Source organism: Oceanobacillus sp. B139/18, from assembly GCF_055524595.1.
The window spans coordinates 46,992-61,934 of the sequence record NZ_JBVFXI010000005.1 but is presented as its reverse complement, the minus strand read 5'-3'; the positions used below and the strand labels follow the sequence as shown (position 1 = coordinate 61,934).

The following is a 14,943-nucleotide window of genomic DNA, read 5'->3' as shown; positions in this document are numbered from 1 at the left end:
CTTGAAAAGGAGCGTATAATCATGACTGTAAAAGAAGTAATGGTAATCGGAGCAGGGCAAATGGGTGCAGGCATCGCACTCGTTTTTGCCCGTTCCGGCTATGAGGTGAAGCTGTATGATGCGGATATTGAGGCATTGAAAAGAGGAAAGCAGTATATTGAAAAGATATTTGAGAAGGATGTTGCAAAAGGAAAAATGGAAGCGGATACAAAGAGGCGGGCATTGAATCGCCTGCAGCTTGTTGTTGACCTGGAAGCAGATCCAATCACAGCAGATTTTATTATTGAAGCAGTGGTAGAGAAGCTGGAAGTAAAAAAAGATGTATTCCGCAGGCTGGATGAACTTGCGCCCGCACATAGCCTTTTTGCAACTAATACCTCCTCCTTGCCGATTACAGAAATTGCAGCTGTTACTGGCAGGGCAGAACAATTTATCGGCATGCATTTTATGAACCCTGTTCCTGTTATGAAGCTGGTTGAAATTATTCGGGGCTTAGAAACGAGTGATGCGACGTATCAAACAGTACAGCAATTGACGGAAGCATTAGGCAAGCAGGATGTGGAAGTGAAAGATTTTCCAGGGTTTGCTTCCAACCGTATCTTGATGCCAATGATTAACGAAGCCGTCTATACCGTCTTTGAAGGCGTTGCCAGTATAGAAGATGTGGACCAGGTGATGAAGCTGGGGATGAATCATCCGATGGGCCCGCTGCAATTGGCAGATTTCATTGGCTTGGACACCTGCTTATCGATTATGGAAATTCTTCATGAAGGCTTTGGAGACAGTAAATATCGTCCGTGTCCGCTCCTGAGACAGTATGTGCAGGCAGGAAGACTTGGGAAGAAGGCGGGTAAAGGGTTCTACTCATATACTGACTAAAGGGGTGTGCATGTTGATTATCACACAAACAGAAGAACAAAAAATGTTAGTGAAAATGGTTCAGGACTTTGCCCGCGATGAAATTGCAAACGAAGTCGAGCGGATGGAAGAACAAGACCGGTTTCCTGAAGAAATTATCAAGAAAATGGGGGAACTCGGCTTAATGGGAATTCCTATCCCGGAGGAGTATGGAGGAGCGGGCATGGATTTCAGCTCTTATATCCGGGTGATTCATGAACTGTCCAAGGTTAGTGCAACCGTCGGTGTTATTTTATCGGTACACACGTCTGTCGGGACGAATCCGATCCTTTATTTCGGAACAGAGGAGCAGAAACAGAAATATATCCCGAAGCTTGCTTCTGGGGAATATTTAGGTGCATTTGCTCTGACTGAAGCGAATTCAGGATCAGATGCAAGCGGGTTAAAGACAACTGCTAAGCTGGTAGATGATACGTATGTATTGAACGGCTCCAAAGTATTTATTACTAATGGAGAATATGCAGATACCTTTATTACGTTTGCCAGAACAGGTGAATCGAAAGATGACATCAGTGCTTTTATTGTGGAAAAGGATAGTCCCGGTCTGTCGATTGGGAAAAATGAAAAGAAGATGGGCTTAAAGGGTTCAAGCACGGTGGAATTAACCTTTGAGCAATGCCGTATCCCGCAGGAAAACCTGCTTGGCATGGAAGGGGAAGGCTTTAAAATTGCGATGGCTAACTTGAACATCGGAAGGATCGGGATTGCGGCACAGGGACTTGGTATTGCCGAAGCAGCTTTAGATTATTCTGTTGCTTATGCGAAGGAAAGAGAACAATTTGGCAAGCCGATTGCAGCCAATCAGGGAATAGCTTTTAAGCTGGCTGAGATGGCAACCAATGTAGAAGCGGCGAAACTATTAACCTATCAGGCAGCCAAACGGATTGAAATGAATCAATCCTGTATCAAGGAAACATCGATGGCAAAGCTGACAGCAACGAAAACGGCTATGCAAAATGCCATTGAAGCGGTCCAAATCTACGGGGGATACGGCTATACAAAGGAATATCCGGTAGAAAGGTTATTTCGTGATGCCAAAGTAACGGAAATCTATGAAGGAACAAATGAAATACAGCATATTGTGATATCCAAAGAGCTTTTGAAGGGGAGATAGGAATGGATTTTCAATTAACGGAAGAACAGGAAATGCTTCGGAAAATGGTTCGGGATTTTGCTGAAAATGAAGTAGAGCCGACAGCTGCAGAAAGAGATGAAGAAGAGCGGTTTGACAGAGCAATTTTTGATCAGATGGCAGCACTGGGATTAACAGGTATCCCTTGGCCGGAAGAATACGGCGGAATCGGCGCTGATTATCTGAGCTATTGTATAGCGGTAGAGGAATTATCACGTGTCTGTGCTTCGACTGGAGTTACCCTTTCTGCCCACGTATCCCTGGCAAGCTGGCCAATCTATAAATATGGAAATGAAGCGCAGAAGCAGCATTTCCTCCAGCGTCTTGCAACGGGAGAAGCGTTGGGAGCTTATGCTTTGTCTGAGCCGGGGGCGGGCAGTGACGTTGTCTCCATGAAAACAACAGCCAAAAAGGATGGCGGCGATTATATACTGAATGGCAGCAAAGTATGGATTACCAATGGCGGGGTTGCTGATATTTATATCGTTTTTGCAAAAACAGATGCGGATCAAAAACATAAAGGCATCACGGCATTTATTGTTGAAAAAGGAACAGAAGGATTTACCTTTGGCAAGAAGGAAAAGAAGCTGGGCATTCGTTCTTCGCCTACGACAGAGTTAATCTTTGAAAATTGCAGGATTCCAGCTGAAAATGTGCTGGGTGAAGAAGGAGAAGGCTTTAAAATCGCCATGACGACCTTAGATGGAGGCAGAAATGGGATTGCTGCACAAGCTTTAGGAATTGCACAGGGCGCACTGGATGCAGCTGCAGCATATGCGAAGGAAAGAGAACAATTCGGCAAACCAATCGCAGCAAACCAGGGTATCTCTTTTAAACTGGCGGATATGGCAACGGAGATTGAAGCAGCCCGTCTGTTGACCTATCAGGCAGCATGGCTGGAATCAGCAGGGAAGCCATATGGAAAGGCATCCGCAATGTCCAAATTATTTGCAGGAGATGCAGCAATGCGCATTACCGTCGAAGCAGTGCAAATTTTCGGCGGCTATGGATATACAAAAGACTATCCGGTAGAACGCTACATGCGTGATGCGAAGATAACGCAAATTTATGAGGGGACGAATGAAATTCAGCGGCTTGTTATTGGGCGGATGGTAACAAAATAAAGCACAATCTCTTTTAAAAGGAGGCTGAAAAAATGAGTGAAGATCAAATCCGCTCTTCTGTAAAAGATCAGGAGCTTGTGATGCGGCGCCGGAAGCAGATTATTGAAGGCGCCATGCGGCTGTTTCAGGAGAAAGGCTTTCACCGTACAACGACCAGAGAAATTGCGAAAGAATCCGGGTTCAGCATTGGCACATTATATGAGTATATCAGAACAAAAGAGGATGTGCTTTTTCTCGTCTGTGAATTCGTGCATGACCGGGTTCGCGATCAGCTGACAGAAACGATTTCTGTAGAAAATCCGACAATGGAAAGTCTGCGTCAGGCGATTCGGCAGTATCTTTACTTTATGGACACGATTCAGCCTGAAATTTTAATGCTCTATCAGGAAACAAAATCATTAAATAAAGAAAAACGTCAATTTGTCTTGGGGCAGGAGCAGAAGGTTGTCGGAATGATGGAGGAATTGTTGAATGTTTGTTTAAAAGAAAAGCGGAGTGCGAAAGAAATTCATTTTCTGGCTAATCATATTGTCGTCAGCGGGCATATGTGGTGTTTCCGCCGCTGGCTCATTCAAAAGGAATTTACCCTCGATGAGTATGTCGAGCTGCAGATGAAGCAAGTGGATTGCTGGCTGTAACTATAGGGAGGATTAGGGATTTTACTATGTTAAGAGCTGACTAAAAGAGGGGGATAAGCATGACAGAAGAACGTTATTCGCCAAAGCATCCTATTCGTTTTGTAACGGCATCGAGCCTGTTTGACGGGCATGATGCTTCCATTAATATTATGCGGCGCATTTTGCAGGCGAGCGGTGCCGAGGTTATTCATCTTGGACATAACCGTTCCGTAGAAGAAGTCGTCTACGCAGCAATCCAGGAGGACGCGCAGGGGATTGCTATCTCATCGTATCAGGGCGGGCATGTGGAATATTTTAAATATATGATTGACCTGTTGAAAGAACTGGATGCGGCTCATATTCAAGTGTTAGGCGGCGGCGGAGGGACGATTCTCCCCCGTGAAATCAAAGAGCTTCATGATTATGGCGTAGCTCAGGTTTTTTCTCCTGAGGATGGGAGAAAGTATGGTCTGCAGGGGATGATTGACCGGATGCTGGAAAAATGTGATTTTCTTCCGCCGATTGATATTGAAAAAGATATGGAGCGGTTAAAAGAAGGAGATCGCTTAGCAATCGGTAAATTCATTACCTTGATGGAGAATGGGGAGGAAGAAACGAAAAAGCAGGTATTAAAAAAACTTTCAGAGCAGCAAAAACAGAAAATCCCTGTTCTCGGAATTACAGGAACAGGCGGAGCAGGGAAAAGCTCGCTGACAGATGAACTTATCCGCCGTTTTTTAAATGAAATTCCAGAGCGGAAAATAGCTATCTTATCTATCGATCCATCCAAACGAAAAACAGGTGGAGCATTGCTTGGTGACCGTATCCGTATGAACGCGATTTTTTCAGAGCGGGTGTATATGCGCTCGCTGGCGACCAGAAATTCTGGAACAGAGCTTTCCGATTCCATTCAGGATGCGATAAATGTCGTGCGCGCATCAGACTATGACCTGATTATTGTCGAAACGAGCGGGATTGGGCAGGGTGATGCTGCGGTAACAGATATTACGGATTTATCCATGTATGTGATGACAGCGGAGTTTGGGGCGCCGACGCAATTAGAAAAAATAGATATGATCGATTATGCCGATTTTATTGTGATTAATAAATTTGAACAAAAGGGGTCAGAGGATGCGCTGAATCAAGTCCGGAAACAATACGAACGCAGCCATATGCTGTTTCATGAGGATAAAAGCCGATTTCCTGTTTTCGGCACAATAGCAAGCCAGTTTAATGATGAAGGAACGAATGCTTTGTTTGCGTCTTTGATTGACCGGATAAAAGCCGATTATCAGTGGGAAGCAGAGGTCTCCTTTCCGCGTCATGTTATCTCCGAAAAGCAAAATCAAATCATTACGAATGAGCGCAGGCATTATTTACGGGAGATTGCTTCCTATGTCCGGAATTATGATAAGCGCGCCGGGAAGCAGCAGGAAATTGCTTCTAAACTTTATCGATTAACCGGAGCTAAGGAAGACGCGGAGGAAGCTATTGCGGCTTCATTGGATCAAATCATTACAAGCTATGAACAGCAATTAGACGGAAACTCCAGACAATTGCTGGAAAATTGGGAGACATTAAAAGAAAGCTATCTTGGGGATACCTTTACGTTTAAAGTAAGAGATAAAGAGATTACGATGGATTTAACAACAGAGTCTCTCTCGGGATTAAAGATTCCGAAAGTAGTGCTGCCGAAATACCAGGATTGGGGAGACCGCCTTTATTGGTTAATGCGGGAAAATGTTCCCGGAGCCTTTCCTTATACAGCAGGCGTATTTCCATTTAAACGAAAGGGAGAAGATCCGACCAGACAATTTGCCGGTGAGGGGACACCGGAACGGACCAACCGCCGCTTCCATTATCTGTCTAAAGGGGAGGAAGCAAAACGACTTTCTACAGCATTTGATTCAGTTACTTTATATGGAGAAGACCCTGCAGAACGTCCGGATATTTACGGGAAGGTTGGCAACAGCGGCGTAAACATTTGTACATTAGAGGATATGAAAAAGCTCTATAGCGGTTTCGATTTAACAGACCCCTTAACATCTGTCTCGATGACAATCAATGGTCCGGCGCCTATTATTTTAGCGATGTATTTTAATACGGCCATTGACCAGCAGGTGGATAAGTTTACCGAGGAGCAGGGACGGCCGCCAACCAGTGGAGAATTTGGTCAAATTCAGACAGATACTGTTTCTGTCATCAGAGGGACCGTGCAGGCAGATATTTTAAAAGAGGATCAAGGGCAGAATACCTGTATTTTTTCAACTGAATTTGCCCTGCGGATGATGGGGGATATTCAAGCATATTTTATAGAGAATAAGGTACGTAATTATTATTCTGTTTCCATATCTGGTTATCATATTGCAGAAGCCGGCGCGAATCCGATTACCCAGCTGGCGTTCACGTTAGCAAATGGATTTACGTATGTAGAATATTATCTAAGCCGCGGAATGGATATTAATAAATTTGCACCGAATCTCTCCTTCTTCTTCTCGAATGGGCTAGATCCGGAATATACCGTGATAGGCCGGGTAGCGAGAAGAATCTGGGCAATTACCATGAAGGAAAAATACGGTGCCAATGAACGCAGCCAAAAGCTGAAGTATCATGTGCAGACCTCAGGGCGGTCCCTGCATGCGCAGGAGATTGATTTTAATGATATCCGCACCACATTGCAAGCATTATTAGCTATTCAGGATAATACGAATTCCCTGCATACCAATGCTTATGATGAAGCAATCACGACCCCGACAGAAGAATCTGTCCGCCGAGCGATGGCGATTCAGATGATTATTAATAAAGAATTTGGCCTGGCGAAAAATGAGAATTCCTTACAGGGATCCTTTATTGTTGAAGAATTAACCGACCTCGTGCAGGAAGCGGTTCTGCAGGAATTTGAACAGATGAATGACCGCGGTGGTGTCCTGGGAGCGATGGAACGCCAATATCAGCGCGGGAAAATTCAGGAGGAATCGCTTTATTATGAGGGAAAGAAGCATTCGGGAGCATTGCCGATCGTAGGGGTGAATACGTATTTAAATCCCAACCCGCCTTCAGAGGAAGACATTGATTCCATGGAGCTTGCCCGGGCAACCGAAGAGGAAAAAATGCATCAAATTAATGAACTGCGTCGTTTTCAATCAGAGCATAAAGATCATGTAGAAGAAGCTCTAAAACGATTAAAACAGACAGCAGTAACAGACGGAAACATCTTCCAAGAACTGCTGCACACCGTCCGCCACGCAAGCCTTGGAGAAATCACCAGAGCACTCTATGAAGTCGGCGGGCAATACAGACGGAACATGTAATATCCAGAAACCCGTCTCGGCATTTGTAATACCAGCTCGTGCTCCTTTAGAAGCAGAAGAAATGGTATGTTTAAATCCAGCGTAGATCTGAACAACTTTCACTGGATAATTGCAATCAAATGTGTTTATAATGTAAAATAGATTTATTGTGAAGAAATGGGGATGTTCATCCAAATCATTGGTTGATATAAGTGAATAATTATGTTGGCGATACTAGCTAGCGACGGTTTTGATGGGGCGAGTAACCGCAATGGTTTTCGGTGGGACGAGTAATCGCAGTCCCAGTCCCAGAGGAAAAATACGGAGACTCCTGGTCGACTAAGAACGGTCACGTCCTGTGACCAACGACCGACACTAGGACGTCCTGTCCGTTGTGGGAAAGCGCGGAGGGAAGACCCCGCAGAAAAAAAGCGTACTTCTTTTTTTCTACCCGCAGGGCATAAGTGCGACTATGCTTCTGTCTGCGCCTGACGGCTTGCCAATCAGCAAGTCTTCTTTAAAGGAGATGAGCTCGGGGCCCACGGAAAGCGTAGTGTTTTTCCGTAGCGGTCACTATGAGTCATGATAACATCTATTTATAAACCATAGATTTTGGTGTCGATCTCAAAATAGCATATATAATAATCATTGATAGCATAGATGGGTATGATTATTTTCTAAAAGGAGTGCATGAGCGTGAGTTTGAAAGAATTAACACAAGAGCAAATTGACGATTTATCCATGATTGAATTAGGTTCCCTCATTCTAAAAGAAAAAAATAAAGCAATCCCTTTTCAAGATTTATTTTCTCAAATAGCAGAGTTAAAAAACTTATCCGAAGAACAGAAAGAAAATTTGATTGCACAATTCTATACAGACATGAATGTTGACGGACGTTATTTAACATTAGGTTCCGGTGTATGGGGACTAAAAAGCTGGTATTCGGTCGAACAGGGAGAAGAAGAAATTACGGAAGAACCGAAAAAGCGTAAGAAAAAGAAGAAAGCTGCAGTGGAAGACACAGAAGATATCCATGATGATTTAGACATAACTGATGAAGACATCGATGATATGCTGGATGATTTCGATGATGACGTAGAAGATGCGGATCTGGAAGAAATTGAAGATGAAGTAGACGACGTTATCGGCAAGGACGATCTCGATGAATTAGATTACGATAATGAAGACGATCGTTAATCATTAATGTACAAAGTTGATAAGCTGGGGCAAGTTGATCATCATTCGACTTGCTCCAGCTTTTTGTAATAAAGCGGGAACGTGACAGGAAAAAAACATGTTTTTTTCAGTGCTTGACATTTACATAGACTAACAGTAGAATCTTTATTGGGCTCTTTGAATATAATTACAAAGCGTTTCCCCTGAGAGATGAGAGGGGAAACGCTTTTCTTGTTAGATAGAGAAATAAATTGAAATAGTTTTGTGTGATAGCTTTTACCATCTATGTAAATGCTACGGACAGGACAATCATTCCAAAGAACGGCCAATTTTATCACGGAGAAGCCTCCGTAAACCTTCCGCCTCAAAATAAATGTATTCGGGCGAGAGATAACGGGCGCTAACTCCCTAAATCACTTAATCAATGCATAACATAAAATAAAGAAAGAAGGATGAGAACAAGTGACAAAGTATATTTTTGTAACTGGCGGCGTAGTATCATCGCTTGGAAAAGGGATTACAGCAGCTTCATTAGGACGTTTATTAAAAAACCGCGGATTAAAAGTAACGATTCAAAAATTTGATCCGTACATCAACGTAGACCCTGGGACAATGAGTCCTTATCAGCATGGGGAAGTATTCGTGACCGAAGATGGCGCTGAAACAGATTTAGACCTTGGACATTATGAACGCTTTATCGATATCAACTTAAATAAATACAGCAATATTACAACAGGGAAAGTATATTCCAGTGTCATCCGCAAAGAGCGTCACGGCGATTACCTTGGCGGAACAGTACAGGTTATTCCGCATATTACCAATGAAATCAAAGACCAGGTATTCCGTGCAGGTGAAGCTACTGGCGCAGATGTTGTTATTACAGAAATCGGCGGAACTGTCGGCGATATTGAGTCACTGCCATTCTTAGAAGCTATCCGTCAAATTAAAAGTGATGTTGGCCGGAATAGTGTGATGTACATCCACTGTACGCTTGTTCCTTACATTAAAGCTGCAGGCGAAGTAAAAACGAAGCCGACACAGCATAGTGTAAAAGAGCTCCGTTCTCTTGGAATCCAGCCAGATGTGATTGTATTACGTACCGAAATGGCAATTACTAAGGAAATGAAAGAAAAGATTGCTTTATTCTGTGACATTAATGAAAAATCGGTTATTGAAATGATGGATGCAGATACGCTGTATCAAGTTCCTATTGCTTTACAGGAGCAAAATATGGATCAGATTGTTTGCAACCATTTTGGGTTAGATTGCCAAGATGCAGACATGGACGACTGGAAGGAACTTATTAATAAGGTTCGTAACCTTTCTAAAAAAGTCGAGATTGGGCTGGTCGGGAAATATGTAGAACTTCCTGACGCTTATCTTTCTGTTGTCGAATCCTTAAAGCATGCCGGGTATGATTTTGATGCGAATGTCAATATACATTGGATCAACTCTGAATTATTATCAGAAGCAGAGATTGAAACAGCATTATCGAAAGTAGACGGGGTTATCGTTCCTGGCGGATTCGGTGACCGTGGTATCGATGGAAAAATCCATGCGATTCGTTACGCGCGTGAAAACAAAATCCCGTTCTTTGGAATTTGCTTAGGCATGCAGCTGGCTACTGTGGAGTTTGCCAGAAACGTAGCAGGCTTAGAAGGCGCACATTCTGCAGAAATTAATCCGGGAACGCCATACCCGATTATTGACCTGCTTCCAGAGCAAAAGGATATTGAAGACTTAGGCGGTACATTGCGTCTTGGATTATATCCATGCCATTTAACAGAAGGCACGAAAACAAAAGAAGCGTATGACGGTGCAGAAGTAGTGGAAGAAAGACATCGTCATCGTTATGAATTTAATAATGTGTATCGGGAGCAAATGGCAGAAAAAGGGCTTGTTTTCTCTGGGACTAGCCCGGATGGACGCCTTGTAGAGACAATTGAAATTCAGGATCATCCTTGGTTTATTGCTTGCCAATTCCATCCGGAGTTCACTTCTCGCCCTACCAGATCGCAAGGATTGTTCAAAGGATTTATCGGTGCGGCTGTGGAAAATAAAAAATAAATGATAAAAGCAAAAAGGAGATATTCATCTATCACAGATGAGTATCTTTTTTTGTATTCACGCTGGGTTAAACAGCAAGTATAAGTACTTTAATCGCTTATCAAAATAAAATATAGGAACAATTTCCTCGACATCTATGCTAAAGTATGGTTAAAGTATTTTCCGTGGGCAGAAATACATCACAGAAGCAATTGCATCTATACTATCCCATAGTGCCGGAGAAAAAACGGCTGATTCACCATTGTGTTATGTAAATCTTGTCCCCTGTTTTTTGGAAGAATAAGGTTTATTGAAAAAAAGCGAAAGGAGCTGAATCTCATCGAGACAATGGCTGCTTTGGCTGGCAAAAGGCCGGGAGGAACGATGAGCGGTGGTGTATAATTTTCGCTTGTGAATACACATCTAAATGAATGGTGGAAACTGCCATCAGGTCTGCAGTTTTAGCCGTAAAATGATTCTTGTTAAAATAGGGGGTAAAAAACAAATCCATATAAATAAGCAGGAATTTAAATAAATATATCGAATTTTAAATTTAAAACAAAAATTAAATATATCGGAGGGTAAGTATGACACAATCAATCCTCATTGTTGATGACCAAATAGGAATTCGCATGTTGCTTCAAGAAGTTTTTCAAACAGCCGGTTATCGTACTTCACTTGCAAAGAACGGAAAAGAAGCGGTTGAACATTTATCAGAGTCCCCTTGCGATTTGGTAGTTCTGGATTATCATATCCCTGTTTACAACGGAAAGGCTGTCATGCAAAAAATAAAGCAGATGAGGGTAGAAGCAAAAACTATCATCATTACTGGATTGCCGGAAGTTGCAAAACAGGAACTGGGGGAAAACTTACCTGAGGAAATTATTTCGAAGCCATTCAATGTTGCAAAACTATGTCATGTTGTGGAAGAAATTTTGAAGAAAAACGAATGAATCACTGCTACTTTGTTGCGATAAAGTCTTGAAATTGGTATTCTTATATTGTAATGAATGTTGTCAGAAATTCATGCGGACAATTTGAAGGAGGAACTTGGTATGCCTTTAGTATCAATGAAAGAAATGCTCGAAAAAGGAAAAGAAAATGGATATGCAGTAGGTCAGTTTAATATTAACAACCTGGAATATATCCAAGGTATTCTCCAAGCAGCTCAAGAAGAAAAGTCACCAGTAATTCTTGGTGTTTCTGAGGGTGCTGGAAAATATATGGGCGGCTACAATGTCGTAGTTGCTATGGTAAAATCTTTAATGGATTCATATGGTACAACCGTGCCTGTTGCCATTCATTTAGATCACGGGTCCAGCTTTAAAAGCTGTGCAGAAGCAATCCATGCAGGATTTACTTCTGTCATGATAGACGGATCGCACTCACCGATCGAAGAAAATATCGAAGTAACAAAGAAAGTGGTTGAACTTGCTCATATCCATGGTGTATCTGTTGAGGCAGAGGTTGGTACTGTAGGTGGAGAAGAAGATGGTGTTATCGGCGGAATCAACTATGCAGATAAAGAAGAATGTCTGCGTCTTGTGACAGAAGCAGGAGTAGATTGCCTGGCGCCAGCACTAGGTTCCGTTCATGGTCCATACCAAGGAGAGCCTAACTTAGGATTCACAGAAATGAAAGAAATCCTGGAGTTAGTTAATGTGCCATTAGTACTTCACGGCGGTACAGGAATTCCTACAAAAGATATTCAAAAAGCAATTTCTTTAGGAACTGCTAAAATCAATGTGAATACAGAGAATCAAATTTCCCAGACGAAAGCAATTCGTGAAACATTAGCACAAAAGCCGGATTTATATGATCCGCGTAAATATTTAGGACCAGGTACTGCAGCGATTAAAGAAACCGTAATCGGTAAAATGCGTGAATTTGGTTCTTCTAATAATGCATAATTGATTTCATTAAAAATATGTGTTAAAAAGAGCAGATAAGAAACTTTTTAATCACATCAATAAAAATATATCAGGCAAAAGCTGTACCGATGGTGCAGCTTTTGCTGCAAAATCTCAGGGAGGTAATCTAAATGAAATTTTTCATTGATACAGCTAATATTGAAGATATCAAAGAAGCGAATAAGCTTGGAATACTGGCTGGTGTTACAACCAACCCAAGCCTTGTAGCAAAAGAAGGGGTTTCTTTTCATGACCGCTTGCGTGAAATCACAGAAGAAGTTTCTGGATCAGTCAGTGCAGAAGTAATTGCTGAGGACGCAGAAGGCATGATAGAAGAAGGGAAAGAGCTGGCAGCCATCGCACCAAATATTACGGTAAAAGTACCGATGACCCTTGAAGGTTTGAAAGCGGTTAAGGTGTTCAGCGATTTAAATATCAAAACCAACGTAACATTGATTTTTAATGCGAATCAGGCATTGCTTGCAGCACGTGCTGGAGCAACCTATGTATCTCCTTTCCTGGGAAGATTAGATGATATTGGACAGGATGGAATGGAATTGATAGCTAATGTTGCAGCTATTTTTGACCGTCATCAGATTCAGACTGAAATCATTGCTGCATCTATCCGTCATCCAATTCATGTTACAGATGCTGCATTAAACGGAGCGCATATTGCAACCATTCCATTCAACGTTCTGTCGTCCTTAGTCAAGCATCCATTAACGGATCAGGGAATTGAAAAATTCTTAGCAGACTGGAATAATCAAAAATAATTGCATAGAGTTGGAAAAAAGACAGACAATAAGAAAAGGGTAAAGATGATATGCATCTGAATAAACAAAAACAACTTGTGGATCATAACTTCCATAGGAACGAGGTTTTTACATGCAAAAGTTATTAATTGAGGGTGGGCATGAATTATCTGGAGAAGTTCATATCAGCGGTGCAAAAAATAGTGCAGTAGCTTTATTGCCTGCAGCTATTCTTGCAGATTCTACAGTAACGATTGAAGGATTGCCGGATATTTCGGATGTAGATACGTTAGGTCAGCTGTTAGAAGAAATTGGCGGGACAGTATCCCGGGATGGTCAGGACATGACGATCCATCCAGAGAAAATGATTGCCATGCCATTGCCGAACGGAAGAGTCAAAAAATTACGTGCATCCTATTATTTCATGGGTGCCATGCTTGGAAAATTTAATAAAGCAGTTATTGGTTTGCCTGGAGGCTGCTACCTGGGGCCGCGCCCAATAGACCAGCATATTAAAGGATTTGAAGCATTAGGTGCTGAGGTGACAAATGAGCAGGGTGCGATTTATTTACGTGCCAAAGAGCTGCGCGGTGCACGCATTTATTTGGATGTCGTCAGTGTTGGGGCTACCATTAATATTATGCTGGCCGCGGTAAAGGCAAAAGGACAAACAATCATTGAAAATGCTGCAAAAGAACCCGAGATTATTGATGTTGCGACGCTATTAACCAATATGGGTGCCAAAATCAAAGGTGTTGGAACAGATGTGATTCGTATCGACGGGGTTCCTTCCTTACATGGTTGTACGCATACCATTATTCCTGACCGTATTGAAGCGGGTACGTATGCTATTGCAGCCGCTGCAATGGGGAAAGAAGTGATTATTGACAATGTTATTCCGCAGCATATGGAATCATTGATTGCAAAACTGCGGGAAATGAATGTAAATATTGAATCACACAATGACCAATTATATGTTGCCAGAACAAAATCATTAAGCAGTGTGGATATCAAGACATTGGTTTATCCTGGCTTTCCGACTGACCTGCAGCAGCCGCTTACAACACTATTAACACAAGCGGGGTATTCTGGTGTGATTATCGATACCATTTATTCTGCACGATTAAAGCATATTGATGAGCTCCGCCGGATGAATGCGGAAATAAAAGTGGAGGGCGGATCCGTGATTGTTTCTGGTCCGACTCAATTAGAAGGTGCAAAGGTAAAAGCCAGTGACCTTCGTGCCGGAGCAGCTCTGGTAATTGCCGGACTTCTTGCAAATGGCGTAACGGAGATTACCGGTTTGGATCATATTGACCGCGGCTATGAGAATTTGACGGACAAGCTTTCTTCTCTCGGAGCAACCATTTGGCGGGAAGAAATGACTGAATCAGAAATTTACCAAGATCAGAATACGTAAAAGAGACGGTTAAAAAGCGGAATAAAAGGACACATCGAATTTTTACAGCGCGGGGGCTCCATCCCTCCAACTGCTGTAATTTAAGCCGGCAAGTCCTTTTATTTGCTTTTTAAACATCCTCTAAAAGAGAAGCGGCTTCCTTCTCTTTTATTATATAGCATGTTTTGAGGTATTCGGGCGGTCTGGCAAATACTTCTTATCGATGTATCGTTTTCCTGAATATTTTTAAACGCAGTGATAGAAAAGATACACCTGTCCTCAAATAACTTCTATTGTCGAAAAAGCCTGCAAGATGAGTACATTTTCGATAACTTCAGAATCATAGATAAAAGTCATAGTTAACATGATAAAATTCCTCTATTTTTGACAAAAAAGTCTATTGAATCTTTATTCGTAAAAGAGTATGATAATAGATGTTTAGTCAAACCAAGCAATTTGATAAAAGTCTGACAGGGAAATAGAAAAGGAAGTTTCATTTTACAGTGATATCGTATTCTTACCAAAATACGCAACTCTGATGACCCGCCTTCCTGAAAAGTACTGTCAGTCTAATAAATA

At 42.2% G+C, this 14,943-nt stretch carries 11 protein-coding genes; all 11 read left to right on the top strand.

Annotation, left to right across the window (positions count from 1 at the left end):
• Nucleotides 1-21: 21 nt before the first annotated feature.
• Nucleotides 22-879, top strand: a complete 858-nt coding sequence (locus tag ACZSMY_RS15235) for a 3-hydroxyacyl-CoA dehydrogenase family protein (RefSeq protein WP_368901271.1) — start codon at nt 22-24, stop codon at nt 877-879.
• Nucleotides 880-889: 10 nt separating this feature from the next.
• On the top strand, nt 890-2,032 hold the full coding sequence (locus ACZSMY_RS15230; RefSeq protein ID WP_193064714.1) for an acyl-CoA dehydrogenase: 1,143 nt from the start codon (nt 890-892) through the stop codon (nt 2,030-2,032).
• A 2-nt stretch (nt 2,033-2,034) separates the two neighbouring features.
• Nucleotides 2,035-3,174, top strand: a complete 1,140-nt coding sequence (locus ACZSMY_RS15225; RefSeq protein WP_193064713.1) for an acyl-CoA dehydrogenase — start codon at nt 2,035-2,037, stop codon at nt 3,172-3,174.
• Nucleotides 3,175-3,206: 32 nt separating this feature from the next.
• Nucleotides 3,207-3,812: a TetR/AcrR family transcriptional regulator gene (locus tag ACZSMY_RS15220; protein ID WP_042529447.1), complete on the top strand. Its 606-nt coding sequence runs from the start codon at nt 3,207-3,209 to the stop codon at nt 3,810-3,812.
• Nucleotides 3,813-3,871: 59 nt separating this feature from the next.
• Nucleotides 3,872-7,102: a fused isobutyryl-CoA mutase/GTPase IcmF gene (icmF, locus tag ACZSMY_RS15215; protein ID WP_193064712.1), complete on the top strand. Its 3,231-nt coding sequence runs from the start codon at nt 3,872-3,874 to the stop codon at nt 7,100-7,102.
• 675 nt (nt 7,103-7,777) lie between these two features.
• Nucleotides 7,778-8,278: a DNA-directed RNA polymerase subunit delta gene (gene rpoE / locus ACZSMY_RS15210; RefSeq protein WP_042529451.1), complete on the top strand. Its 501-nt coding sequence runs from the start codon at nt 7,778-7,780 to the stop codon at nt 8,276-8,278.
• A 441-nt stretch (nt 8,279-8,719) separates the two neighbouring features.
• Nucleotides 8,720-10,324, top strand: coding sequence for a CTP synthase (locus ACZSMY_RS15205; protein ID WP_042529456.1), 1,605 nt, complete (start codon nt 8,720-8,722; stop codon nt 10,322-10,324).
• Nucleotides 10,325-10,890: 566 nt separating this feature from the next.
• Complete coding sequence (locus ACZSMY_RS15200; RefSeq protein WP_042529458.1) at nt 10,891-11,256, top strand: response regulator; 366 nt, start codon at nt 10,891-10,893, stop codon at nt 11,254-11,256.
• 102 nt (nt 11,257-11,358) lie between these two features.
• Nucleotides 11,359-12,213 carry a class II fructose-1,6-bisphosphate aldolase gene (fba, locus tag ACZSMY_RS15195; RefSeq protein WP_042529460.1) on the top strand — a complete coding sequence of 285 codons (855 nt, stop codon included), beginning with the start codon at nt 11,359-11,361 and terminating at the stop codon, nt 12,211-12,213.
• A gap of 131 nt (nt 12,214-12,344) precedes the next feature.
• Nucleotides 12,345-12,986: a fructose-6-phosphate aldolase gene (gene fsa, locus ACZSMY_RS15190; RefSeq protein ID WP_042529462.1), complete on the top strand. Its 642-nt coding sequence runs from the start codon at nt 12,345-12,347 to the stop codon at nt 12,984-12,986.
• A gap of 112 nt (nt 12,987-13,098) precedes the next feature.
• Nucleotides 13,099-14,385, top strand: a complete 1,287-nt coding sequence (locus ACZSMY_RS15185; protein ID WP_042529464.1) for a UDP-N-acetylglucosamine 1-carboxyvinyltransferase — start codon at nt 13,099-13,101, stop codon at nt 14,383-14,385.
• Nucleotides 14,386-14,943: the final 558 nt, after the last annotated feature.